This window comes from Amycolatopsis sp. NPDC024027 (genome assembly GCF_040638975.1).
Lineage (GTDB): Bacteria > Actinomycetota > Actinomycetes > Mycobacteriales > Pseudonocardiaceae > Amycolatopsis.
This window is the reverse complement of the sequence record NZ_JBEZYY010000013.1, coordinates 1-25,215: the sequence shown is the minus strand read 5'-3', so window position 1 is coordinate 25,215 and position 25,215 is coordinate 1. Positions and strand designations below refer to the sequence as shown.

The window sequence follows — 25,215 nt, the reverse complement described above, 5'->3', positions numbered from 1 at the left end:
CTACCCTGGAGTGTCATGAGCACGGACGAGCCGGCCGCCACGGCAGTGGCGGAGGAGCCCTCCCCGACGCCGTCGAAGGATCCCTCGCGGACCCTGGTGCTCGGCGCCGCGGCACTGGCACTGGCCGCCCTCATCGCGGCGGCGATCTTCGGCGTCCTGTGGTGGGTGGCGGCGAACGACGACAACGCCGGCCTGGCGGCGTCGCGCGATGCCGTGGTGAAGGCGGGCACCAACGCGCTGAAGGCCTACACCGAAGTCGACTACAACGACCTCGACGGCTTCTTCGCCCGGCAGAAGGCCGTGTCGGACGACAAGATGGCGCAGCAGATCGACCAGTCGGCGCCGACGTTCCGCAAGGCGCTCTCGGACGCCAAGACGAAGGTCACCACGGACGTCCAGGACGTCGCCGTCGAGGAGCTGGACGACCACGAAGGCAAGGCCAGCTTCCTCGCCGCGATCGCCACCACCGTCACCCAGGGGGACAAGAGCAGCGCGAAGCCGTTGCGCCTCGAAGTCTCGATGACCCGGGTGGGCGATGATTGGAAGCTGTCCGGCATCGACAGCGTCCCGCTCGTCGCGGCCGGCCAGTAGCTTTACCCAGAAGGAGCCCGTAGTGCCCCCCTCCCGCCGCCAGCCGCCGCGCAGCACCCCGTCGCCGTCGCGGCGTCCCCGCGTGGCCGGGCTGCGCAAGCCCCCGACGGACGAGACCGCCGCCGAGCGGACCGGTCAGCTGCCCGCCGTGCCGCCCGCGAAGCCGCGTCCGCGGCCGGCGCCGCGGCCGGCACCCCGGCCGGCCGCCGAGCCGGCCGAGCCGGTGGAGTCCACCAGCGGGCGGCTCGACGACCTGGCGCCCGCCGAGGACACGCAGGTGTTCGCGCCGGTCGGCACCGGTGCCGAAGAAGAGCCGCAGGTCGACGCGCTCACGGGTGAGCCCCCGGCCGACGAGGAGGAAGCCCCGGCGCGGCCGGCGCCGCGGCGGAAGAAGCGGGACACCGGGATCGCGAAGCCGACCGAGGAATCCGAGGTCCCCGTCTCGGATGCGGATCCGGAGCCGGAGAAGCCCGCGGGTTCGAAGGTGCCGAGGCCGTACCTCGTGGCGGGTGCGCTGGTGCTGGTCGCGCTGGTCCTGGGCGGGCTGGCGTTCTGGTTCAAGTCCGAAGAGGTGAAGGTCTCCTCGGCGACGAGCAACACGGCCCTGCTGGACGTCGCGAAGACCGCGCAGGTCAAGGACGCGGTGTCGAAGGCGGCCGAGGCGCTGTTCTCCTACGACTTCAACAACATCAAGAAGACCGAGGACGCGGCGAACGACCTGCTCGCCAACGACGACGTCAAGAACAAGTACAACTCGCTGATGGGCGAGGTGAAGCGGCTGGCGCCGGCCCAGAAGATGATCGTGACGTGCAAGGTGACGCGCGCGGCGGTGATCATGCTCAACGGCGACCTGGCGAAGGTGATGGTCTTCGTCGACCAGACCTCGACCCGCACGGACACGAAGAAGACGACGGCGGGCACGGCCCAGCTCCACCTGAACGCCCAGCTCCAGGGCGCCAAGTGGAAGATCACCGACATGGACACCTACAACGCCCCGAAGGTCCCGGCGGCGTCGCAGGCACCCTCGTCGGCGCCGGCGTCCCCCTCGCCGTCCAAGTAGGTCCACCGGGCGGTCTCCGCCTTTCTCGCACGGCGGGAATCGCGGGTCGCCGGCGGGCGCGGCATCGCGGTGTTCCGGTGGGAGCGCCGCCCGGACCCGGGTGGCCGAGCGGGCACGAAGGGTGGTCACGTCGCTGTGCCGCGCAGCGCGGGCCCCGGAGGGCTCGTCGCGCTGTCGCGTGCTCACATCGCCGTGAGGGGCGCGTGGGCGGGTGGGTGGCGCCGCGCGGGCCTCACGCACTCACGCCGCCGCGGACGGCCGTAAGCGCTCTCTCGCGCCTCCGAACCGGACTTTCGAAGTCCCCGATCCGTCCCCGATCCGCGAAATCTCCGCTCCCGACACGCCCGGATCCACTCCGCCCGAGTGGCCTGCGCCATACCCCTCGATCCGGGCGAAACCCCAGGTAGAGCCCCTCAAGGTGGCGTTACCGGCGGGTAGCTGGAATGATATTCGGCCGCTCACGCTCCGCTGACCCTCTTCCACGCTGCGCCAACCGGCGGGACCCCCGTGTGGCATCTTGACTGGAAGCTCCGGTGGGGTCACGCTTACTCCCAACGGCGAAACCGGGGCCCTTGCGGGAGGGACCTCCGGGTCGCCCGGAGGCATACCTGAAGACGTTGCGAAGCAGGCTGGGCCCCATCGGGAGCGCCCCCTGGACAGACCGCGACGTTCGGGCTAGACTGTCTCTTTGCGCTGCCCTCTTTCAGGCTGCCCGGAGCCGGTAGTTAGGATAGTGGGCACACGGCACCCTTGACAGTCGCTCATAGCTGTTGCTATGGCGGCCGTCACCGCTCATTGTCCCCGGAAGGACGCATCTTGGCAGTCTCTCCCGCGAACCAGGCCACTGCTGCGACCACCTCGGCTGAATCTCGCTCGGAGGCCACGGGAATCCCCGGCGCGCCCAAGCGGGTTTCCTTCGCAAAGATTCGCGAACCCCTGAACACCCCCAACCTGCTCGACGTCCAGATCCAGTCGTTCCAGTGGTTCACCGGGGACGAAGCGTGGTTCCAGCGCCGTGTCGAGGCAGGTGAAGAGAACCCGGTCGGCGGCCTCGAAGAGGTCCTCAACGAGATCTCCCCGATCGAAGACTTCTCCGGTTCGATGTCCCTGTCCTTCTCCGCTCCGCGCTTCGACGAGGTCAAGGCCTCGATCGAGGAGTGCAAGGACAAGGACATGACGTACGCGGCCCCGCTGTTCGTCACGGCGGAGTTCGTCAACAACAACACGGGCGAGATCAAGAGCCAGACGGTCTTCCTGGGCGACTTCCCGGTGATGACCGACAAGGGCACCTTCGTCATCAACGGCACCGAGCGTGTCGTGGTGTCCCAGCTGGTCCGCTCGCCGGGCGTCTACTACTCCAAGGACATCGACAAGACGAGCGACAAGGACGTCTTCAGCGTCCGGGTCATCCCGAGCCGCGGTGCCTGGCTGGAGTTCGACGTCGACAAGCGCGACACCGTCGGCGTCCGCATCGACCGCAAGCGCCGCCAGCCGGTCACCGTGCTGCTGAAGGCGCTCGGCTGGACCACCGAGGCGATCCGCGAGCGCTTCTCCTTCTCGGAGACGCTGCTCGCCACCCTCGAGAAGGACCACACCGCCGGCACCGACGAGGCGCTGCTCGACATCTACCGCAAGCTCCGCCCGGGCGAACCGCCCACGAAGGAGAGCGCGCAGACCCTGCTGGAGAACCTGTTCTTCAAGGCGAAGCGCTACGACCTGGCCAAGGTCGGCCGGTACAAGGTCAACAAGAAGCTGGGCCTCTCGACCCCGATCGAGAACGGGACGCTGACCGAAGAGGACATCGTCACGATCATCGAGTACCTGGTCCGGCTGCACGCCGGCGAGGACAAGATGACCGCGGCGAACAACACCGAGATCCCGGTCGAGACCGACGACATCGACCACTTCGGCAACCGCCGGATCCGGACCGTCGGCGAGCTGATCCAGAACCAGATCCGGGTCGGCCTGTCGCGCACCGAGCGCGTCGTCCGCGAGCGCATGACCACGCAGGACGTCGAGGCGATCACCCCGCAGACCCTGATCAACATCCGCCCGATCGGCGCGGCGATCAAGGAGTTCTTCGGCACCTCGCAGCTGTCGCAGTTCATGCAGCAGACGAACCCGATCGACGGCCTGACCCACAAGCGCCGCCTCAACGCGCTGGGCCCGGGTGGTCTGTCGCGTGAGCGCGCCGGCATGGAGGTCCGCGACGTCCACCCGTCGCACTACGGCCGGATGTGCCCGATCGAGACGCCGGAAGGCCCGAACATCGGCCTGATCGGCTCGCTCTGCTCGTACGCGCGGGTCAACCCGTTCGGCTTCATCGAGACGCCGTACCGCAAGGTCGTCGAGGGCCGGGTCACCGACCAGATCGACTACCTGACCGCGGACGAAGAAGACCGGTTCGTCAAGGCCCAGGCCAACGCGCCGATCTCCGACGACGGCACCTTCATCGAAGACCGCGTCCTGGTCCGCCGGAAGGGCGGCGAGGTCGAGCTGATCGACCCGCTCGACGTCGACTACATGGACGTGTCGCCGCGGCAGATGGTCTCGATCGCGACGGCGATGATCCCGTTCCTCGAGCACGACGACGCGAACCGCGCGCTGATGGGCGCGAACATGCAGCGTCAGGCCGTGCCGCTGCTGCGCAGCCAGGCGCCGTACGTCGGTACCGGCGTGGAGCTGCGGGCCGCGATCGACTCCGGCGACATGCTGGTCGCCGAGCAGTCGGGCGTGGTGGAGGAGCTGTCGGCGGACCTGATCACGGTCATGCACGACGACGGCACGCGGAAGAGCTACAGCCTCTACAAGTTCCGCCGCTCGAACCACGGCACCTGCTTCAACCACCGCCCGATCGTCAACGAGGGCGACCGGATCGAAGCCGGCCAGGTCATCGCCGACGGCCCGTCCACCGAAAACGGTGAGGTGGCGCTCGGCAAGAACCTGCTGGTCGCGGTCATGCCGTGGGAGGGCCACAACTACGAGGACGCGATCATCCTCTCCGAGCGCCTGGTGCAGGACGACGTGCTGACGTCGATCCACATCGAGGAGCACGAGATCGACGCCCGCGACACGAAGCTGGGCGCCGAGGAGATCACCCGGGACATCCCGAACGTCTCCGAGGAGGTGCTGGCCGACCTCGACGAGCGCGGCATCATCCGGATCGGTGCCGAGGTCCGCGACGGCGACATCCTGGTCGGCAAGGTCACGCCGAAGGGCGAGACCGAGCTGACCCCGGAGGAGCGCCTGCTCCGCGCGATCTTCGGCGAGAAGGCCCGCGAGGTCCGCGACACCTCCCTGAAAGTGCCGCACGGCGAGACCGGCAAGGTCATCGGCATCCGCGTGTTCTCGCGCGAGGACGACGACGAGCTGCCCCCGGGCGTCAACGAGCTGGTCCGCGTCTACGTGGCCCAGAAGCGCAAGATCCAGCCGGGCGACAAGCTCGCCGGCCGGCACGGGAACAAGGGTGTCATCGGCAAGATCCTGCCGGTCGAGGACATGCCGTTCATGGAGGACGGCACCCCGGTCGACATCATCCTGAACACCCACGGTGTCCCGCGACGGATGAACATCGGCCAGATCCTCGAGCTGCACCTGGGCTGGCTGGCTTCGCAGGGCTGGACGATCGAGGGCAACCCGGACTGGGCGAAGAACCTGTCGCCCGAGCTCCGTGACGTCGAGCCCGGCACGAACACCGCCACCCCGGTGTTCGACGGCGCCAAGGAAGACGAGCTCACCGGCCTGCTCAGCAGCACGAAGCCGAACCGCGACGGCGAGCGGATGGTGAAGGAGAACGGGAAGGCCAACCTGTTCGACGGCCGTTCCGGCGAGCCGTACCCGTACCCGGTCGCGGTCGGCTACATGTACATCCTGAAGCTGCACCACCTGGTCGACGACAAGATCCACGCCCGCTCCACCGGTCCGTACTCGATGATCACGCAGCAGCCGCTGGGTGGTAAGGCGCAGTTCGGTGGCCAGCGCTTCGGTGAGATGGAGTGCTGGGCGATGCAGGCGTACGGCGCCGCCTACACGCTGCAGGAGCTGCTGACGATCAAGTCGGACGACGTGGTCGGCCGCGTCAAGGTGTACGAGGCCATCGTCAAGGGGGAGAACATCCCCGAGCCGGGCATCCCGGAGTCGTTCAAGGTGCTCCTCAAGGAGCTCCAGTCGCTGTGCCTCAACGTCGAGGTGCTCTCCAGCGACGGCTCCTCGATCGAGATGCGCGACTCCGACGACGAGGACCTCGAGCGCGCCGCGGCCAACCTCGGCATCAACCTGTCCCGCAACGAGTCGCCCTCGGTGGACGACGTCGTGCACTGATCGCGAGCTGAGCCGGGGCCTGCCTCCCGTGGGCCCCGGCTCGCCCGCCAACCCCCTCTAGCCGAAACAACCCCAAGGGGATCTAGACGTGCTGGACGTCAACTTTTTCGATGAGCTCCGGATTGGCCTCGCCACCGCCGACGACATCCGTCAGTGGTCCTACGGCGAGGTCAAGAAGCCGGAGACCATCAACTACCGGACGCTCAAGCCCGAGAAGGACGGCCTCTTCTGCGAGAAGATCTTCGGCCCGACCCGGGACTGGGAGTGCTACTGCGGCAAGTACAAGCGCGTTCGCTTCAAGGGCATCATCTGTGAGCGCTGCGGCGTCGAGGTGACCCGCGCGAAGGTGCGCCGCGAGCGGATGGGCCACATCGAGCTGGCCGCCCCGGTCACCCACATCTGGTACTTCAAGGGTGTTCCGTCCCGCCTGGGCTACCTGCTGGACCTGGCGCCGAAGGACCTCGAGAAGATCATCTACTTCGCGGCTTACGTCATCACCGGCGTGAACACGGAGCTGCGCCACAACGACCTGCCGACCCTCGAGAACGAGATCGGCGTCGAGCGCAAGAACCTCGAGACCAAGCGTGACGCCGACATCGAGGCCCGCGCGCAGAAGCTCGAAGCCGACCTGGCCGCGCTGGAGGCGGAGGGCGCCAAGTCCGACGTCCGCCGCAAGGTCAAGGAGGGCGGCGAGCGCGAGATGCGCCAGCTGCGCGACCGCGCCGGCCGCGAGCTGGACCGCCTCGAGGAGGTCTGGACGACCTTCACGAAGCTCGACACCCGCCAGCTGATCGCCGACGAGCTGCTCTACCGCGAGCTCGTCGACCGCTACGGCGAGTACTTCACCGGCGGCATGGGCGCGGAGGCCATCCAGAAGCTGGCCGCCGAGTTCGACGTCGCGGCCGAAGCCGACAACCTGCGCGACACCATCCGCAACGGCAAGGGGCAGAAGAAGCTCCGCGCGCTGAAGCGGCTCAAGGTCGTCGCGGCCTTCCAGGCCACCGGCAACGACCCGCGCGGCATGGTGCTCGACGCCGTCCCGGTGATCCCGCCGGACCTGCGTCCGATGGTGCAGCTGGACGGTGGCCGCTTCGCGACCTCCGACCTGAACGACCTGTACCGCCGGGTGATCAACCGGAACAACCGCCTCAAGCGGCTGATCGACCTCGGCGCGCCCGAGATCATCGTCAACAACGAGAAGCGGATGCTGCAGGAGGCCGTCGACGCGCTGTTCGACAACGGCCGCCGCGGGCGTCCGGTCACCGGCCCGGGCAACCGGCCGCTGAAGTCGCTGTCCGACCTCCTCAAGGGCAAGCAGGGCCGGTTCCGCCAGAACCTGCTCGGCAAGCGCGTCGACTACTCGGGCCGTTCGGTCATCATCGTCGGCCCGCAGCTGAAGCTGCACCAGTGCGGCCTGCCGAAGGACATGGCGCTCGAGCTGTTCAAGCCGTTCGTCATGAAGCGGCTGGTCGACCTGAACCACGCGCAGAACATCAAGTCCGCCAAGCGGATGGTGGAGCGCTCGCGGCCGCAGGTGTGGGACGTGCTGGAAGAGGTCATCACCGGTCACCCGGTGATGCTGAACCGCGCGCCGACGCTGCACCGCCTCGGCATCCAGGCCTTCGAGCCGCAGCTGGTCGAAGGCAAGGCCATCCAGCTGCACCCGCTGGTCTGCGAGGCGTTCAACGCGGACTTCGACGGTGACCAGATGGCGGTGCACCTGCCGCTGTCGGCCGAGGCGCAGGCCGAGGCCCGGATCCTGATGCTGTCGGCGAACAACATCCTGTCGCCGGCGTCGGGCCGTCCGCTCGCCATGCCGCGGCTGGACATGGTCACGGGCCTGTTCCACCTGACCCGCCTCACCGAGACGGCCGAGGGCGCGGGCAACGCGTACTCGTCGCCGGCCGAGGCGATCATGGCCTACGACCGCAAGGCGCTGAGCCTGCACGCTCCGGTGAAGATCCGCATCACCGACCGTCAGCCGGCGAAGGCCGACGAGGCGCGGCTCGCGGAGAAGGGCTGGGAGCCGGGCAAGGCCTGGCTGGCCGAGACCACCCTGGGCCGCGTGCTGTTCAACGAGCTGCTGCCGGCGGACTACCCGTTCATCAACGAGCCGATGCCGAAGAAGCGGCAGGCCGCGATCGTGAACGACCTCGCCGAGCGGTACTCGATGACCCAGGTCGCGCAGACCCTGGACCGCCTGAAGGACGCCGGGTTCTACTGGGCGACCCGCTCGGGCGTCACCGTCGCCATCTCGGACGTGCTCACCCCGGTGGGCAAGGCCGCCATCCTCGACGAGTACGAGGGCAAGGCCTCCCAGGTGGAGAAGCGCTACCAGCGCGGTCAGCTGTCGCACGCCGAGCGCAACAACGAGCTCGTCAAGGTGTGGACGCAGGCCACCGAAGAGGTCCACAAGATCATGGAGACGGCGCTGCCGGACGACAACCCGATCGCGGTGATCGTGAAGTCGGGCGCGGCGGGCAACATGACGCAGGTCCGGTCGCTGGCCGGCATGCGTGGCCTGGTGTCGAACCCGAAGGGTGAGTACATCCCGCGCCCGATCAAGGCCAACTTCCGTGAAGGCCTGTCGGTGGCGGAGTACTTCATCGCGACGCACGGTGCTCGTAAGGGCCTGGCGGACACGGCGCTCCGGACCGCCGACTCGGGTTACCTGACCCGGCGTCTGGTGGACGTCTCGCAGGACGTCATCGTCCGCGAGACCGACTGCGGCACCACCCGCGGCATCATGATGCCGATCGGCGAGGACATCGGCGACGGCAAGGTCCTGCGCGACCAGCACGTCGAGACCTCCGTGTACGCGCGGAACCTCGCGACGGACGCGGTGGACGCCAAGGGCAACGTCGTGCTGAACGCCGCTGACGACATCGGCGACCCGGCCATCGACAAGCTGATCTCCAGCGGCATCTCGAAGGTCAAGGTCCGCTCGGTGCTGACCTGCGAGTCGGTCGTCGGCATCTGCGCGACCTGCTACGGCCGCTCGATGGCGACCGGTCTGCTGGTCGACGTCGGCGAGGCCGTGGGTATCGTCGCGGCCCAGTCGATCGGTGAGCCGGGTACGCAGCTGACGATGCGTACGTTCCACCAGGGTGGTGTGGCCGGTGACGACATCACGACCGGTCTGCCGCGTGTCCAGGAGCTGTTCGAGGCCCGCGTCCCGAAGGGCAAGGCGCCCATCGCCGACGTCGACGGCCGCGTGCGGATCGAGGAGAGCGAGCGGTTCTGGAAGATCACCCTCATCCCGGACGACGGGGGCGAGGAGATCGTCTTCGACAAGCTGTCCAAGCGGCAGCGGCTCGCGAACACCCCGAACGGCCCGCTGGGCGACGGTGACCACGTGCACGTCGGTCAGCAGCTGCTCGAGGGCACCCCGGACCCGCACGAGGTGCTGCGGGTCATGGGGCCGCGCGAGGCGCAGATCCACCTGGTGGACGAGGTCCAGAAGGTGTACCGGGCGCAGGGTGTGTCGATCCACGACAAGCACATCGAGGTCATCGTCCGGCAGATGCTGCGCCGGGTGACGGTCATCGATTCGGGTGGCACGGACTTCCTGCCGGGCGAGCTGCCCGAGCGGACGAAGTTCGAGGCGACGAACCGGGCCTCGGTCGCCGAAGGCGGCGAGCCGGCTTCGGGCCGTCCGGTGCTGATGGGCATCACGAAGGCGTCGCTGACCACGGACTCGTGGCTGTCGGCGGCGTCGTTCCAGGAGACCACGCGAGTCCTGACCGACGCGGCGATCAACGGCCGCTCGGACAAGCTCGTCGGCCTCAAGGAGAACGTGATCATCGGTAAGCTGATCCCGGCCGGTACGGGCATCAACAAGTACCGCAACATCCAGGTGCAGCCGACCGAGGAGGCCCGGGTCGCGGCGTACGCGATCCCGTCCTACGACGACGGTTACTACACCCCGGACGTGTTCGGTACGGGTACCGGTGCCGCGGTTCCGCTGGACGACTACGACTTCGGCCGCGACTTCCGCTGAAGCTGAGTCACGAGAAAGGCCCCTGCCGGGTTTCCGGCGGGGGCCTTTCCCGTTTCGTCACCCAACCCCGTCCGAAATACCGCTAGAGTGACCCGGTTCACGCGGTTCGGGGGCTTTGCGCGTTTCCAACGGGTAATCAGGGGTGACTGTTCGTGAACATATCCAGAAGCGCGAGATCTCTCGCGCGCGGTTTCGCCGCGCTGACGGCCGCGGCCGTGCTGACCAGCGTGTTCGCCGGCCCGGCCGGGGCGGAAGAGCCGACACCGACGTCGACGCCGGCCGCGCCGTCCACATCGGAAGCACCGGCCGGCTCCAGCGCGCCGGCGCCGCCGGTTTCGAGCGCGCCCGAGAGCAGGCCGGCGGCGCAGCCGCAAGCCGAGCCCGCGCAACGCGCGCAGGTCACAGTCTCGATCGTTGGCCTCAAGGACGAGTACGCGTCCAACGAGGACGTCCGCTTCACGTTCCGGCTGAAGAACACCGGCGGCGTCACCGCGACCGGGGTCTGGGTTTCCCAGCACATCGACCAGCCGACCGACCTGCAGGTCGCGTACGAGCCGGGCTGGGGTGACCTGACCTACGGGCGGGGGATCAAGCTCGAGCCGGGGCAGACGTTCGAGCTGGCGATGACCGGCCACATCCGGGACATCGGCAAGGACACCGTGCACGTCCGGGGGGCCGTGTTCGACGATTCCCACTTCGGCATCGGCCAGTTCGACGAGCCGGCGAAGGTCACGGCGGCCTCCGGCGAGGCGTCGGGCGTCGTGTACGGCGACAAGAACGGCAACGGCGTCCGCGACCGCGGCGAAGAGCTGGCGGGGATCAAACTCACCCTCCGGTACATCCACGGCGACGTCAGCTACACCGCGACGAGCGACAACAAAGGCAACCTCACCTTCAAGGTCCCGGCCGCGGACTACTTCCTCGGCGGCGACGTGGTCGACGGCTGGCTGTTCCCGTGGCACACCGTCCGGATCGGCCAGGGCACGATCCTGAACCTCCGCGGGGTACCGCCGCTGAACGGCGCGCTCACGGCGTCGATGAAGTTCACCCAGGACAGCTACCAGGTCGGCGAGCTCGCGCACGTCACGGTGACCCTGTCCAACTCCGGGCCGATCCCGCTGGCCGGCATCTTGGCCGGCTGCAACCGCATCGGCGATCCCTACATCCTGAGCGGCCGTTCCCCCGGCTGGGGCGACCTCGCGGGAGACGGCGTGACGATCGCTCCGGGAGAGACCCGCGTGATCGACGTGTCCGAGGCCGTCCCGCAGGCCGCGTTCAACCGCGGGATCGTCGTGGCCTCCTGCGACTTCGGCTACTCCGAGGTCGACACCGACAACCACGCACAGGCCCACGCGCAGGCGGCTGTCCCGGGTGCCAAGGCCGTCGTCGAAGGCAATATCGGCGTCTTCGGCAACCAGGGTGAGGTGACGCAGGGCCTCGCCGGGGTCAAGGTCGTGCTGGTGTCCGATCAGCACTGCCCGGTCGCCGGCGAGCGGACCACCGACGCGAAGGGCCACTTCGAGTTCCTCGATGTCGCACCCGGGCCCCAGTACCACCTGTACCTGCTGCCCCCGGCGGGCTGGAAGATCAAGGACGAGAACCCGATGTGGATCGACGTCTGGGGGCCGCCGGAGAACCACCACGTGTGGCGGATCGACGCGGAGCAAGGCGACGCGCCGCTCCCGGCCGTGCCCACCAACCCGGCGGACTGCACCGCGGCCACTCCGACGTCGACGACCGCCGCGGCCGGCGGGACCGGCGGCGGCCAGAGCGGCGCCTCCGGGCTGGCCAGCACCGGCGTCGACGCGATCGGCCTCGGCGCGCTCGCGCTGCTCGCCCTCGCGCTCGGCGGCGGCCTGGTGGCCGGCGCCCGCCGTCGCCGTCGCACGATCTGACGCAGGAAAGCGAAGCGCCCCCGGTCCACAGTGGACCGGGGGCGCTTTCGTCCGGGCGGACCGCGGTTCAGTGCAGGCTTCCCCGGGACACCGGAAAGTCGAAGTAGGTGTCCGGGAACGGCTCGCCGTTCAGCGTGAAGTGCCACCACTCCTCGGGCAGGTTGCGGAAGCCCGCCGCGGCCATCGTCGAGCGCAGCAGGTCACGGTGCTGCCGGGCGACGCCGGTGATCGCCGGGTTGTCGGTGTGGGCGAGCGGGTCGAAGCAGTCGTAGCCGGTGCCCATGTCGACGGTGTTGTCGGGGAACCGCTGGTCCCGCGGCGCGAAGCACGCCTCGAGCGGCTCACCCGGGACGTACGGGCGCTGGAACCGCGGCGGGATCCGCACGAGGGTGAGGTCCATCGTGCTGCCGCGGCTGTGCCCGGACTTCTCGGCGATGTACCCGTCGGCGAAGAGCCGCTCCTTGGCGACGTTCGGGTAGAACTCGGCCTTCATCTTCTCGTCGGCGAGGTCCTTGGCCCACCGCACGAAGTGGTCGACGGCGCGCTGCGGCCGGTAGCAGTCGTAGACCTTGAGCGTGTAACCGCGCTTGAGCAGCTGAGCCTGCGCCTGCCGCAGGCCTTCGGCGGCCTGCCGGGTGAGGATGCACAGCGGTTGGCGGTACCCGTCGATGCGGCGGCCGACGAAGTTGTGCCGCGTGTCGTATCGGATGTCCTGCAGGATCGACGGTGCGACGTCGGAGAGCGCGACGAAGGCCCCGGAAGTGCCGGCCTGCGCGGGGGAGGGGACGGCGAGAGCGGCCGCCGCGGCGAGGGTGACGGCGAGAGCGCGCACCCGGCGAGTGAAGATCGGCATCCCTCTCGTCTATCAGCTCGGCCCCGGGCGCGCAGCCGCCGTCGGGGTCAGGACCAGCCTTCCGAGGTCGTCGCGCGCAGGAAGTCGTCCGACGGCGGCTGCACCGGCCGTCCCTCGAACTGCGTCGAAAGCACCACCGACGACCGCAGTTCACCGTGCTTGCCCAGCCGTTCCAGCAGGCCCTCGAAGTGCTCGAGCGACGCCGCCCGGATCTTCAGCATCGTGCAGTGGTCGCCGCTCAGCCGGTGGATCTCGACGACCTCCGGGTAGTCCTCGGACTTCGACGTCTTCAGCAGGCAGCTGCTCAGCGCGCACCGCATCTCGACGAACGCCTGCAGCGGCTGGCCCGCGCGCCGCGCGTCGACCTGGGCGCGGTAGCCGGTGATCACCCCGGTCTCCTCCAGCCGCCGCACCCGCTCGGCCACCGCCGGCGCCGACAGGTTGATCCGCCGCCCGAGCTCCTTGAACGACAGCCGCCCGTCGGCCTGCAGCAGGTCCAGCAGCCGCCAGTCGACGTCGTCCAGCGCCTTTTCCGAACGGAAGGTCATGGGCCTCATCTTCCTTCCGATGCGGGCCCGGGGCGAGCGAAATCCCGTGCATCGGCCCTTCGGACCGCGGCCGGATTTCCCTAACGTTGCTGCTCATGGGGACTTCGACGGTGACCGGGCGGACCCGGTCGATGGGGGCACTGTTCACCGGTGTCGCGTTGCTCAACACGGCCACGGTCGGCCTCGGCACGGCGGCCACGCTGATCGTCGCCGCCGGCAGCGGCGCGGTCTGGAGCGGGCTGCCGAGCGTGGCCAACGTGCTCGGCACCGCGGCGGGCGCGCTCGGCGCCGGGAGGCTGCTGCCGGTCCACGGCAGCCGCCGGGTACTGGCCGGTGGCTACGGCCTCGCCGCGGCCGGCGCGCTGGTGGCGTTCGCGGGCACGCTGGCGACGTCGGTCGTGCCGCTGCTGCTGGGCATCCTGCTGGTCGGGCTGGGCAACGGCGGGGCACAGCTCTCGCGGTACCTGGCCGCGGACCTGTACCCGGAGGACCGCCGGGGGCGCGCGCTCTCGACCGTCGTCTGGGGCGGGACCGTCGGCGCGCTCGCCGGGCCGGCCCTGATGGCTCCGGCGGCCGGTGCCGCCGCAGGCTTCGGCTGGCCGTCGCTGTCCGGCCCGGCCGCGGTGGCGGTCCTGGCCACGGCGGGCGCGGCGCTGGCGGCGGCGTTCCTCCCGCGGCACGTGCCCCCGCAGCGAGAACCGGGCCTCCGGCCCGGGCCGGAGGCTTCGCCACCCGGACCCCCGAAAAGCCTCGCCGTCGCCGATCGCGGCCCGGTGCGGCCGGCCGGGTTCGCGCGGCCGCTGGTCGCGATGGTCGTCGCGCAGCTCACGATGGGCGCGGTGATGACGATGACGCCGTTGCAGCTGCAGGCGCACGGGCACGGCCTCGGCGTCGTCGGCTGGGTGCTGAGCGCGCACCTGTTCGGGATGTTCGCGCTGGCGCCGCTGTCCGGCCGGATCGCCGACCGCTGGGGTCCGCACGTCGCCGTCAACGCGGGCCTCGGCGTCCTCGCGCTGGCGGCGGCGACCGCGCTCGCGGCGCCGACGGCGCACACCTCCGGCCTGCCGATCGCGCTGTTCCTCCTGGGCTACGGCTGGAACCTGGTGTTCGTCGGCGGCAGCGCACAGCTCAGCCGGGACCTCGCGCCGGAGACGCGCAGCCGGGTGCAGGGCACCGTCGACGCGGTCGTCTGGTCGGCGTCCGCACTGGCCGGGCTGGGGTCGGGGGCGTTGTTCGCCGGCGGCGGGTACGGGCTGGTCGCGGTGGTCGGCGGCGTGCTGGCCCTGCTCCCGCTGGCGTTCTCCGCCACCCGTGACGGCCGGTAGCCGGGCCGTTGTCGGCAAATCTCTCGTCACCGCGGCCGCCGCCGGGCGGCGAAGATGGGCCGTGGCTGACTCTGTGCCCTTCACGGACAACTTCTCGGACCTCTCGAACACGCAGGGGTACCAGTTCGAATTCCGTTGCGAGCGTTGCGGCAACGGCTTCCGTTCCGCCTTCCAGCGCGACAACGTCGAGACCGGCCGAAGCGTGCTTCGCGCGGTGGGCTCGTTCTTCGGCGGCACGCTGCGCGACCTGAGCAATTCGGCCGACCAGTGGCGCTACGACCGCGCGACGAACTCGCCGGCCAAGGACAAGGCCCTGGCGGCGGCGGTCGAGGAGATCACGCCGAGCTTCCGCCAGTGCCGCGGCTGCGGCGACTGGATGTGCCAAGACCAGTGCTGGAACGAGGAGATCGGCCAGTGCCTGCGCTGCTCGCCGAGCGTCGCGGAGGAGATCTCGCGCGCCCAGGCCGCGGCCCAGCGCGACCAGATCTGGGACAAGGCCCGCGACAAGGACTGGACGGCGGGCCTGGACCTCGACACCCGGGCCAAGGTCAGCTGCCCGGGCTGCGGCCTGAAAGCGGACGGCGGCAAGTTCTGTTCGTCCTGCGGGACGTCACTGGCCTTGAAGGTCGCCTGCGGCGGCTGCGGCAGTGAGAGCAACAAGCCGGGAGCGCTGTTCTGCTCCGATTGCGGCGCCAAACTCTGAGCCCGGCCCCTCCGGAAACCGGCGTTCCACCTCCCGTTCCCACGAATTCCGTCACGTTCCGCCGGTACGGCCCGCGATGCGGGCCGTTTCCTTTCCCGAGCATCGACAACCGCCTTCGTCGCGGGTATTTGTCTAGGGTGCGCGAGGGGGGCTCGCGGGCACGGAACCGGAACGGTGGTCGTTCCGGGACTCGTCGAGGAGGGTGCGGCGTGGCGGTCGGCGGTGCGGGCGGAAACGGCACGGAATGGCCTGGCGGCACGGTCATGTCGCGGCTACCGGGTGCGCTGGGCGGTGAGCTGCTGAGACTGGGGAACCCGAAACCGTGCCCCGCCGGGACCGTCCTGCTGCACCAGGGCGAACCCAGCACGCACGTTTTCCTGCTCGGGCACGGAAAACAGCCCAGGCTGGCGTGCGTCAAGGTCACCGCGGCGGATCGGAACGGCACCGAAAGCCTGCTGGGCATCAGGATCAGCGGCGATCTCGTCGGTGAGATGGGGGTGCTGCGGGAAGGTCCTCGCTCGGCCACGGTGACGGCGTGCCGGGCGATGACGGTGCACCGGATCCCGCTGGAGCACTTCCGGCTCTTCCTGCGGCGCCGGGAAGAAGCCTGGCGGGTGGTCTGCCACATGATCGCCGACCGCCTCGACTGGGCGAACCGCCGCCGGCTCGACTTCGCCGGGTACGACACGGCGGTCCGCCTCGCCCGGGTCCTGCTCGAACTGGCCGAGTACCACGGTGCGCCGGGTGAGGCCGGGATCAGGCTCGACATCGAGCTTTCGCAACCGGAATTCGGGAAGCTGATCGGTGCGGGCCGGGACGCGATCCAATTGGCTGTCCGTCAATTGAAGGAGAAGAACTACATCGCGTACCGATACCGGACGGTAACCATTCTTGACCTGAACGGACTAGCGACGTTCGCTGATCCTGGCTAACGAACCGGTGCAGATCACGGAATTTTCCGGAGTCTTGGTCACGCAGTGCAGGCAGACTCTGCGCTCATCTCCTAACGGCTCCGAAAAGGACAAAGACCTTGGCTCGCGGCAGCGATTTTTCCCGCCATCTGCTCATTTCCCTGGACGTGCAAGGCTATGGCGGCCGGGACGACCGCCAGCACGCTTCGATCCAGTCCGGCCTGCTCGCCGTGGCGGACACCGCCGCCGTCCGGTGCGGCCTGGACCGGACGACCTGGCACCGGCAGGGCGCCGGCGACGGCGAACTGGCGATCCTCCCGCCCGGCACCCCCGAACCGGCGGTCGTGGACGACTACGTCCGCGAGCTGGTCGCGGCGCTCGGCCACCACAACCACGACCTCACGGCCGACGCCCGGATGCGCATCCGGATCGCGATCCACCACGGGGTCGCGATGCCCGGCGCGAACGGCTGGACGGGACAGGGCGTCGTGGGCGTGAGCCGCCTCGTCGACAGCGCGCCCCTCCGCGGCGCCCTCCGCGCGTTCCCGGACGCCGACCTGGCCGTGCTCGTTTCGCGGCAGATCTACACCGACGTCGTGGCCCAGCGCCACACCTCGCTGAAACCGGGGGAGTTCCGGGAAGTCGTGGTGCGGCAGAAGGAATTCACCGACGTGGCCTGGCTCCGGGTCCCGGGACACGACGTGCACGGCGCCCGGCTCTCGGCCGATCCGCCGCCGGCCGAACCGGCGGGCACCCGGGTGACCGCCGCGGCCGGGCAGCACTACCGCGCCGAGGCGATCACCGTGGTCAACGGGAGCGTCGACGCGGCGAACGCGGTCTTCGGGATCAAGCACGGCTCATGAGCGAGGAAGAACCGGCGGAAAAGCCGGCCGAGACGCCGGAGCCCGCGCCCGGCGACGACTACACCGAACAGCTCGCGGGTGCGGTGAACCAGTTCAACGGCCCGATCTACGCCGACGGCGCCCAGTTCGGCATCGGCCCGCAGCGGCCGGCGCGCGTCAAGGCCGCGGCCGGCAAGCTCGACGACACCGATGTCCTGGCCGAGCTGAGCCACTACGTCACACCGGCCTGCTACGACACCGCGCTCGGCGCGCTGCGCAAGGACCACGTCGTCGGCCTGCACGGCGACCGGGGAACCGGGAAGCGGGCCGGGGCCATCGCGCTGCTGCGCGAGGTCACCGACGGGCCGCTGTACCTGCTGTCCCCGATGAACCGGCTCAAGAGCCTGGCCGAACGCGACTACGCGGCGGGAAGCGGTTACATCATCGCCGACCGCATCGCGGAGCGAAGAGCCGCCGACGTCGACTTCACGTGGCGGACGGTCCGCGACCGCGTCCGCGACCAAGGGGCCCACCTCGTCGTCACCACGACCACGCCGACCGGGGGCGGTGAAGTCGACGCCGTCGCCCAGGTGCGGTGGGAGCAGCCCGATCCGCGGCAGGTGCTGCGCGTCCGGCTCGCCGGTCTCGACGACGTCGACGAGGTCGTCGAACGGGTCCTGCGTGCTTGGCCCGACGGCGGGCAGCTGACCGACCTCGTCGCCGTCGCGGCCGACCTCGGTGAGGGGCTGACGGTCGAGCAGGCGCTGCCCAAACTGGACGCGTCCCTGCACGACCGGGTCCGGACGTGGTTCGACGAAGAGCGCGACCAGCGGGACTTCCTGGCCGCCACCGCACTGGCCTTCCTCGACGGGGCGCGGCAACGGACCTTCGAGTCGGCGCTGGGAAAGCTGGAGGCGAAGCTCGCCGAGTCGATCGTGGGCGACGAGCCGGACCCCGCCGAGCGACCGCAGCCGGAGTTGCTGCGGCAACACCGGCTCAAGCTCTACGCGCCCGACAGCCTGATCAAGGTCGAGCGGGCCGGCTCGGACGGGGTCGCCCGGCACTGCCCCCGGTTCCGGGAGCCGCGGTACCGGCGGTTCGTGCTCGCCGAGCTGTGGGCCCGCGAAGAAGCGCCCTTCTGGGACGGCGTCTCCGCGTGGCTCGACGAGGTGATGCCGGAAGAGGGCCTGCGGGTCGCCGCCGGGCTCGCCGAACTCGCGCGGTACGCCTTCGACGAGGTCGACGACATCCTGGCGCCGTGGGCCGACGGGAAGCGCGGCTGGCCGGGCCAGACCACCGCGACCCACGTGCTGTGGCTGCTGAGCTACGACGAAGCCCTCGCCCCGGAAGCGCTGCAGCTGGCGGCGCAGTGGGCCGGGCGCGGCACCCCGGCCGAACGGTGGACGGGCGCGGTCGCGCTGAGCGGCGAGCTCGGTGCCCGCTACCCGCACGAGGCGGCCAACCGCCTCTGGCAGCTGATCCTGCAGAGCCACACGGTCACGGGAGACGCGCACGTCGCGCTCGCCGCCCTGTTCGTCACGTTGACCCGGCGCACCGAGGACGCCGGGGTCGTCTTGACGCTGCTCGACGGGAAAGTGCGGCGGCTGGACAACCCGGGCACCAAGCCGGAGTACATCCGGGCGGCCACGCGGGCGACCCTCAGCGTGCTCGCCGCGCGCGACCGGATCTCCGGCCGGCACGCCGCCATCACCCACCTCTGCCGAGTGGGGGACCGGACCGCGCCCGTCCAAGGCCGGCTGTGGGCCACCGTCCTGCGCAACCGGCCGACCCGCAAGCGGGCGCTGACCGTGCTGCGCTCCGCCCTCGACGACCTCAAGCACCTCTGCGACGACCCCGTCGCGGTCGCGACTTCGCTCGGGCTGGCCATTTCGGTGGCCCTGCCCGCCGGCGAAGCCGACCTCCTCCGCGCGGACTTCGCCGCGTTGGAGGCGCGTACCAGCAAAGACAGTTCCCCTCTGGTCGAGCACCTGCTCGCCGCGATCTCCCACCTGCACCGAGAGGCTGCCGCACTGCCATGACCGAGCCCTACCCGATCGTCGAACAGCGCCCGCTGGATCCCGCGCAGACCAAGGGGAAGTTCTTCTGGCGCAAGGAATACCGCGAACACGGCGAACTGCCGAGGCCGAACGCGCACCAGGTCTTCGTCTACCGCGTCGACGGCGAATACGTCCTCGACAGCGCCCAGCGGCGCCTGGACGAGGAACAGGTCGTCCGGGCCACCCACGTCAGCCTGGTGGACCTGACCCGCGAAGCCGAGGTGATCGTCGAGCTGGCCATCCCGTCCGCCGAAGCCGACGACTTCACCATGCGCGTCACGTTCGTCTGCACCGTGACGAACGCCGTCAGCGTCGTCCGGGAGGGGCGGGGCGACGCGCAAACGCTGCTGCGGGCCTACCTCAAGAGCCACCACCGGATCTTCGAGCTGGGCCTGGAGTACCGGCTCCTGCAGATCAACGAAGTCCGCCGGGACGTCAACGCCCAGGTGAAGGCCTTCACCACGCTCAAGCCGCCGGTGATCTCCGGCATCGCCGTGGAACTGCGCAGCGTCGAGGTGCTGACCCCGGACGAGTACCGGCAGCTGATGGGCAACCGCCGCAGCATCGAATACCAGCACGAGCTGGACACGACGCAGCAGCGCCTGGACCATTCGCTGACCGCGGAACGCCAGCACCACGACCAGTACCTCGAGCGCGACCGGAGCGGGCACGACCACCGGCTGAGCACCGAACGGCAGGCGCACGAGCAGCGCCTGGAGTGGGAACGCGTGCACCACTCCGGGGTCGTCGGGATCGAGCAGCAGCGGTACGAGCTCGACCGCATGGCCGACCGGAAGGCGTTCGACCGGCACCAGCGCGGGCAGGACCGCGAGGAGATGACCGCGCTGGCCGAGATCATCCGGAACAACCCGGACAGCGCGCTGGCGAACGCGTACGTGGCCGGCTCGCTGGACGCGTCCGAGATGGCCGAGCGGCTGCTCGTCGAGAACCGCTACCGCGGCGAGGTCGAGCGAACCGAGCGGCAGGCCGCGTTCGATCGCCGGCACGAAGAGCGGCTCTACGAAATCGAGCACCGGAACGAGCAGCGCCGGTGGAGCCGCGAGCAGTCCCGCGAGGAACGCAAGTGGCGGCGCGAAGACCACGGCCTGGCCCGCGCGGAGACCCGGCGCAAGGAGGAGATCACCCTCGAGGTCATCCGGGAGCTCGGCAAGCACGGCTACCTCGACATGACGAACCTGGACCCGAACCTGCTGATCACCAAGCTGACCGGAGCCGCGCCGCGGGAGCAGCTCGAGGGCGGCGGCAAGACGGAGCTGGCCGCCGGGGACAAGGGTTCGCCCGCGCCGCGGGCCGAGGCGGAAGACACCGAAGACGACGACACCGGGGTGAGGGAAGAGGATGTCAGTTGAGACCGAGGCGCCCACCCGGGGCGCCCTTCCTCCCGACGTCCCACTGGGGACCTACCGGCCGGTGGACCCCCACCGCGGGCTCGGCCGGCGGCTGCGGGCACTGGCCGGGATCCGCGAAGAGATCCTCGACTGGGTGCCGGAAGAGCGGCCGCGCTACACGCGGCTCGGCGCCATCATCTTCAACACCGGCCTGCTGGCCGGGTTGTCGCTGCTGGTGGCGCTCAGCGATCTGTCGGCCGTGCCGTGGATCTTCCTGCTGCCCGCCGGTGCGCTGTGGGCCTACGTCATCATCAGCTTCGACGGCTGGCTGATCTCCAGCACGCACGGCATGCTCGGCGCGGGCAAGACCCGGGTGTTCGTGCCGCGGCTGGTGATCTCGCTGCTGATGGGGGCCGTGATCGCGGAACCGTTGCTGCTGTGGATCTTCCAGCCCGCCATCCACAAGGAAGTCCTCGACGGCAGGCAAAACGAGCTGTCCGCCTACGAGAGCCAGTACCGCACCTGCAACCCCGAAGGTGCGCCGGCGCTCGACACCCCCGGGTGCGCGAACTTCCGGCTGACCATCAAGAACTCGCCGGACGCGGCGCAGCAGGAGCTGGACAAGGCGAGCAAGAACCGGGACGCGGCGAAGTCGGAGTACGACGCCCTCGACGCGCAGTGGGACCAGCTGGAGAAGCTGGCCCGGGCGGAGTGCAGCGGCGCGCGGGGTGAGGGGCTCACCGGCGTGGCGGGTGACGGTCCCGAATGCGACCGGAACCGGCAGGTGGCCGACCGCTTCCGCACCGACAACCGGCTCGAGAAGCGGCAGGCCGACCTGACCGCGGCCAACACGAACATCGACGCGTTGACCGCGAAGCTGGGCAGCGCCCGGCAGACCGCCGGCCAGCAGGTCAGCGACGCCATCACCGCGAAGGTCACGTCGATGCGCGAGCACCAGGGCGTGATCGGCATCCTCGACGAGGACGAAGCGCTCGGGCGGCTCTCCGGCCGCAGCGTGCTCGTGTTCGCGGCCCAGTGGCTCGTGCGGCTGCTGCTGATCGCGATCGACTGCATGCCGGTGCTGACGAAGCTGATGAGCGGCTCGACGGCCTACGACGTGCTCGTCGCCCGGCAGATCGAGGTCGCCCGCCGGCTGCACGAGAAGCACGTCACGCTGCGGGAGCGGCAGGACACCGCGGACAACGACGTCTGGCTGCAGCGGACGGAGTACAACCTCCGGACCCGGATCGACAGCATCGAGGAGGCCGATCGCTCCGCCCGGGCGCGGCGGGAGTCGGACCTGGACGCCGAGATCGACCGGCTGGCCGCGAAGCTGCGCAACCAGCAGTAGGGGAGGTGCCCGGCCGCGCGGCCCGCTGATCCGGCGGATCCGCGCGGCCCGGGGCACCATGGAGGCATGACGCCCGTCACCAAACGCCTCACGGTGATCGCCCTCGTCCTGATCATCGCGGGCGCGGTCCTGCTGTCGGTCGGCGCGATCGGCTTCCGGGCGACGTCGGATCAGCCCGACGCCAACATCGGGGCCGGGTTCGCCCTGCTGGCCGGGCCCTACGTCGTCGGCCTCGGGCTCGTCTTCGCCTTGTCGGCGGGCTTGACCCACCTCACGACCCGCCGCCGCTGAGGTTCCACAGCGTCGCGGGCAGGTGGTCGGCCAGTTCGGCGAGGTAGGCGGCCTCGGCGGTGAGGTTCTGCCGCGTCGCGCAGCCCGGCCCCCAGGTCCGCGCCGAGCCGTTTTCGACGACGACCTCCCGCTGCCCGAACCGCGGGTTCGCCGCCAGCCAGCGGGCCAGTTCGGCGTCGAGCGCCGAGTCCGGCGGGAGCGTCGGCATGGACACCGGCCGGCCGGGGACGATCCGCAGCTCCGGGCCCGGCGGCACGCGCACCTGGGTGACGTGGAGGTCGCGGAAGTGGATGTGGTCGTCGAAGTGCCGGTAGGACTCCCGCGTGTCGATCCCGAGCACCGGCCGGTCGCCGAGGCGGAACTCGACCCACGGGTCTGCCGGCGCACCCGCCAGCGGTCGCCCGGTCGGGTGAACCACGCCGAAGCTCGGCGAACCGCTGCCGTACGTGCCACCCCGCTCGGCCGCGAAGGCCTTGAACCAGTGACCCTCGCGGCTCGCGGCGGCCGCCCGCTGCGAGCGCCACCAGACTGCGGCGGCCACCGCGGCCACGACCACCAGGACGCCGATCGTGAAGAGCGTCTCCATCGTCAGAAGTCCAGGTCCTCGCGGGTTTCCTCGCCGGACTGGTCCCGGCCCGTCCCGTCGTACCCGCTCGCCTTCTTCGCGTTCTTGACGTGGCTGGTGAGCTTGCCGAGGTGGTCGTTCACCGTCTTGGCCGGGTTGTCGCCGGGGTTGGCCGGGTGGTAGCCGAGCACGCCCTTGATCGCCGCTTCGCCACCCTTCTTCAGCGCTTCGGCGGCACCCGCCTTCAGCATCGTCTTCCGGTAGTCGACCTTGCCGGCGGCGTCGAGCACCGGGTTCTCGAAGGCCTTCGCCCAGCGCTGGCCGATCAGGCCCTTGTCGCCGGCGGCCTTCTGGAGGAGGTCCTTGCCCTCGTTCTCCTCGGCGATCTTCGTGAGCGACTTGCCCAGCGTCGTCGAAGCGAACTTCTCCTGCAGCTTCCGGAGCCAGTCGAGCACCTTCTGCAGGAGCTCGCGCAGCTTGTTCACCTTTCGGGTGGTCTTCGCGGTCGTCTGGGCCGCCTTGACCTCGGTCACCGGAGCGGCGGCGGACAGCGAGGCCCCGCAGGTCGGCACCGCGGCGGCCAGGGCGGGCACCCACAGCAGGATCAGCCAGGTCACGAACTCGGTGAGGATGGCCTTGACCAGGTCCTCGACGAAGCTCATCAGCATGCTGTTGAGCTGCAGCATCCGGGCCAGGTCACCGGACTTCCCGGCGACGCCCTCGATGCCGTGGGCGAACTCGCCCAGCGCCGTCTTCGCCGCGTTGCCCGCGTCACCCTCCCAGTCCTTGAGGGATTCGTCGGCGACCTCGGCGAAGTTCTTGGCCAGCTTGTCCAGCCCGGTGGCGATCGCCCCGAAGTTCTCCGCCGCGATCCCCAGCGCCGGGCCGTCGCCGCTGACGAAGTGGATCGCGTCCTGGATCGGCTGGACGGCGTTGACCAGGAAGTTCAGCCCCTGCCCGACCAGCCAGCCGAGCGGGTCGGTCGCGATGTCGGTGATGGCGCTCGAGCTCGACTGGATGAAGCTCGCGGTGTCGGTGGCGATCGTGCCGAGCGCGAGGGTGATGTCCGCGCCGTCGGGCTGCGGCGCGAAGACGGCCTTCGTCACCGAGACCGCGTCCGTGCCGACGGTGACCGCGCTCCCGGCGAACGGCGTCGCCTTGATCGCGTTGCCGACGTTGACCCCGAGCACGGTCTTCGGGTCGTCGGGCTTGACGGTGATGCCGCTCGCGACGTCTTCGACCTCGGCCATGGTGTTCCCCCTTCAGTGCTTCGGCTCAGTGCTTTCCCGGGCCGTCGAGCAGGGTCTCGACCTGGCCGAAGAAGGTCTTGTGGTCGTCCTCGACGCCTTGGTAGACGTTCGCCGCGTCGGTCAGCTTGGCCTGCGCGGAGGCGAGGCCGTCCGAGATGGACGCCAGCAGCGCCTGCAGCTCGCGGAGGGTGTCGTCGTAGCCGCTCTTGGTGAAGAGGCCGACCACGCCCCACGACTTGTCGCCGACGTCGGCCTGAGCCACCTTTTCGGTGATCTTCGTGCCCTGTTCGCGGTACTTGCCGAGCTCGCCGACGTACTTGTGCAGCGCGTCGACCTCGACCCGGTAACCGCCGGCGCCGTCGGGCATCAGTCCTCCTCGTCGAACAGGTTCCGCAGGAAGCGGTCGCCCGCCGCGGGGCCGGCCGCGGGTGGTGCCGGCGGCGGGTCTGCCGGCCGGAGCACGCGCTGCTCGGAGAAGTCCTCGGGCCGCGGCGGTGCTTCGGTGAGTTTCGACCGCAGTTCTTCGACGGTGGTTCCGAACGCCACGGCCTGCGTCTCGAGGACCTGGTCGACCAGGCCGAGGTCGTCACCCATGTTCTCTTCGACGATGACCGCCTGCCGCCGCGCCGCCTCGCCGACGGCTTCCCGCAGCGTCGCCAGCAGCGTGGCCGACAGCGCCTGCGGCCCCTTGGCCAGCGCGGCTTCGGTGAACTTGACGTCCAGGACGGCACCGCCGGGCCCGGTCACGACGGTGACGCCCCCGTCCGCCGACGCGGCGCTCGCCCGCAGTTCGGTCAGCTGCTGCCGCATCGCGCCCAGCCCGGCGAACCGGTCGTCGGCGTGGCGGATGCCCGCCTGGAACCGTTCGAACTCGGCCACCAGGTGCTCGAACTCGCCCGACATGCGGCCGCCTCTCCGTTTCGTGGTGCACCCATCGTGACCCTCCGGCCGCACTGTGACGTACGGAACGGCCGATCCGATCCCACTGCATCACCCGACCGGGTAATGGGTAGGTTTCGGCCCGAGAGGGAAGCAGGGGACAACGCGCGAGGAGTGTGTGATGACCAGCACCGAAGGGGCCGGAGGCCCGGCCGAAGAACCCAAGTCGAGGGGCAGTCACGCGGCCCCGGAGGGCGCCGGCGTGCACCCCCTGATCGACCTGTCCCGGGATCCGAACCCGGGCAAGCCGGACCACGCCAAGCCGGACGAGGACTGAGGGAGCGGGCGGAGCAGGCGGCGCCGCCGAAGCTGCGCCGCCCGCCGCCCGCCGCCCGCCGCCCGCCGCCCGCCACCGGGCGTGGCGG

At 70.1% G+C, this 25,215-nt stretch carries 20 protein-coding genes; 14 read left to right on the top strand and 6 right to left on the bottom strand.

Annotated elements, in window-relative coordinates; genetic code table 11:
- The first annotated feature begins 15 nt into the window (after positions 1-15).
- The 5 genes from AB0F52_RS28705 (at position 16) to AB0F52_RS28685 (ending at position 11,866) form a co-directional block, all read left to right on the top strand.
- The gene (locus tag AB0F52_RS28705) at positions 16-591 is read left to right on the top strand and encodes a hypothetical protein (RefSeq protein WP_360177605.1); all 576 of its coding nucleotides are present in this window, start codon (positions 16-18) and stop codon (positions 589-591) included.
- 82 nt (positions 592-673) lie between these two features.
- A complete protein-coding gene (locus AB0F52_RS28700) occupies positions 674-1,651 on the top strand; it encodes a hypothetical protein (RefSeq protein WP_360178245.1) in 978 nt (325 codons plus the stop codon).
- Between the two features lie 816 nt (positions 1,652-2,467).
- Positions 2,468-5,971 carry a DNA-directed RNA polymerase subunit beta gene (locus tag AB0F52_RS28695; RefSeq protein ID WP_360177603.1) on the top strand — a complete coding sequence of 1,168 codons (3,504 nt, stop codon included), beginning with the start codon at positions 2,468-2,470 and terminating at the stop codon, positions 5,969-5,971.
- 88 nt (positions 5,972-6,059) lie between these two features.
- Positions 6,060-9,971, top strand: a complete 3,912-nt coding sequence (locus AB0F52_RS28690) for a DNA-directed RNA polymerase subunit beta' (RefSeq protein ID WP_360177600.1) — start codon at positions 6,060-6,062, stop codon at positions 9,969-9,971.
- A gap of 152 nt (positions 9,972-10,123) precedes the next feature.
- Positions 10,124-11,866: a hypothetical protein gene (locus AB0F52_RS28685; protein ID WP_360177597.1), complete on the top strand. Its 1,743-nt coding sequence runs from the start codon at positions 10,124-10,126 to the stop codon at positions 11,864-11,866.
- Between the two features lie 67 nt (positions 11,867-11,933).
- Here AB0F52_RS28685 and AB0F52_RS28680 read toward each other — a convergent pair whose 3' ends face one another.
- Both AB0F52_RS28680 and AB0F52_RS28675 read right to left on the bottom strand, forming a co-directional pair.
- Positions 11,934-12,719 carry a M15 family metallopeptidase gene (locus tag AB0F52_RS28680; RefSeq protein WP_360177594.1) on the bottom strand — a complete coding sequence of 262 codons (786 nt, stop codon included), beginning with the start codon at positions 12,717-12,719 and terminating at the stop codon, positions 11,934-11,936.
- A 47-nt stretch (positions 12,720-12,766) separates the two neighbouring features.
- Positions 12,767-13,267 (bottom strand): Lrp/AsnC family transcriptional regulator, encoded by a 501-nt coding sequence (locus tag AB0F52_RS28675; protein WP_013222590.1) that lies wholly within the window; start codon positions 13,265-13,267, stop codon positions 12,767-12,769.
- A gap of 95 nt (positions 13,268-13,362) precedes the next feature.
- Between AB0F52_RS28675 and AB0F52_RS28670 the strand changes: the two genes are divergently transcribed.
- The 8 genes from AB0F52_RS28670 to AB0F52_RS28635 all read left to right on the top strand — a co-directional run bounded on the left by AB0F52_RS28670 (position 13,363) and on the right by AB0F52_RS28635 (position 22,096).
- A complete protein-coding gene (locus tag AB0F52_RS28670) occupies positions 13,363-14,592 on the top strand; it encodes an MFS transporter (RefSeq protein WP_360177591.1) in 1,230 nt (409 codons plus the stop codon).
- Between the two features lie 61 nt (positions 14,593-14,653).
- Entirely contained in the window at positions 14,654-15,295 is a 642-nt protein-coding gene (locus AB0F52_RS28665) for a zinc ribbon domain-containing protein (RefSeq protein ID WP_233226161.1), read from the top strand.
- Positions 15,296-15,504: 209 nt separating this feature from the next.
- On the top strand, positions 15,505-16,227 hold the full coding sequence (locus tag AB0F52_RS28660) for a Crp/Fnr family transcriptional regulator (protein WP_360177588.1): 723 nt from the start codon (positions 15,505-15,507) through the stop codon (positions 16,225-16,227).
- Positions 16,228-16,325: 98 nt separating this feature from the next.
- Positions 16,326-17,069, top strand: coding sequence for a hypothetical protein (locus tag AB0F52_RS28655; protein ID WP_360177585.1), 744 nt, complete (start codon positions 16,326-16,328; stop codon positions 17,067-17,069).
- Complete coding sequence (locus tag AB0F52_RS28650) at positions 17,066-19,087, top strand: hypothetical protein (protein WP_360177582.1); 2,022 nt, start codon at positions 17,066-17,068, stop codon at positions 19,085-19,087. The genes AB0F52_RS28655 and AB0F52_RS28650 overlap by 4 nt, the downstream gene beginning before the upstream one ends.
- Entirely contained in the window at positions 19,084-20,475 is a 1,392-nt protein-coding gene (locus AB0F52_RS28645; protein WP_360177579.1) for a hypothetical protein, read from the top strand. The genes AB0F52_RS28650 and AB0F52_RS28645 overlap by 4 nt, the downstream gene beginning before the upstream one ends.
- On the top strand, positions 20,465-21,805 hold the full coding sequence (locus AB0F52_RS28640) for a DUF4407 domain-containing protein (RefSeq protein WP_360177576.1): 1,341 nt from the start codon (positions 20,465-20,467) through the stop codon (positions 21,803-21,805). Before AB0F52_RS28645 ends, AB0F52_RS28640 begins: the two co-directional genes overlap by 11 nt.
- Positions 21,806-21,871: 66 nt before the next feature.
- Entirely contained in the window at positions 21,872-22,096 is a 225-nt protein-coding gene (locus AB0F52_RS28635) for a hypothetical protein (RefSeq protein ID WP_360177573.1), read from the top strand.
- Here the strand turns inward: AB0F52_RS28635 and AB0F52_RS28630 are convergent.
- The 4 genes from AB0F52_RS28630 to AB0F52_RS28615 are packed head-to-tail and all read right to left on the bottom strand — an operon-like array spanning position 22,077 to position 24,814.
- Positions 22,077-22,682 carry a hypothetical protein gene (locus AB0F52_RS28630; protein WP_360177570.1) on the bottom strand — a complete coding sequence of 202 codons (606 nt, stop codon included), beginning with the start codon at positions 22,680-22,682 and terminating at the stop codon, positions 22,077-22,079. The two genes, AB0F52_RS28635 and AB0F52_RS28630, sit on opposite strands and share 20 nt — an antisense overlap.
- Positions 22,683-22,684: 2 nt before the next feature.
- A complete protein-coding gene (locus AB0F52_RS28625; RefSeq protein ID WP_360177567.1) occupies positions 22,685-23,911 on the bottom strand; it encodes a hypothetical protein in 1,227 nt (408 codons plus the stop codon).
- 25 nt (positions 23,912-23,936) lie between these two features.
- A complete protein-coding gene (locus AB0F52_RS28620) occupies positions 23,937-24,278 on the bottom strand; it encodes a hypothetical protein (RefSeq protein ID WP_360177564.1) in 342 nt (113 codons plus the stop codon).
- On the bottom strand, positions 24,278-24,814 hold the full coding sequence (locus tag AB0F52_RS28615) for a YbaB/EbfC family nucleoid-associated protein (protein ID WP_360177561.1): 537 nt from the start codon (positions 24,812-24,814) through the stop codon (positions 24,278-24,280). Before AB0F52_RS28615 ends, AB0F52_RS28620 begins: the two co-directional genes overlap by 1 nt.
- Before the next feature lie 157 nt (positions 24,815-24,971).
- On the opposite strand from AB0F52_RS28615, the gene AB0F52_RS28610 reads away from it, so the two are divergent.
- Positions 24,972-25,127: a hypothetical protein gene (locus AB0F52_RS28610; protein WP_103342407.1), complete on the top strand. Its 156-nt coding sequence runs from the start codon at positions 24,972-24,974 to the stop codon at positions 25,125-25,127.
- Positions 25,128-25,215 lie beyond the last annotated feature (88 nt).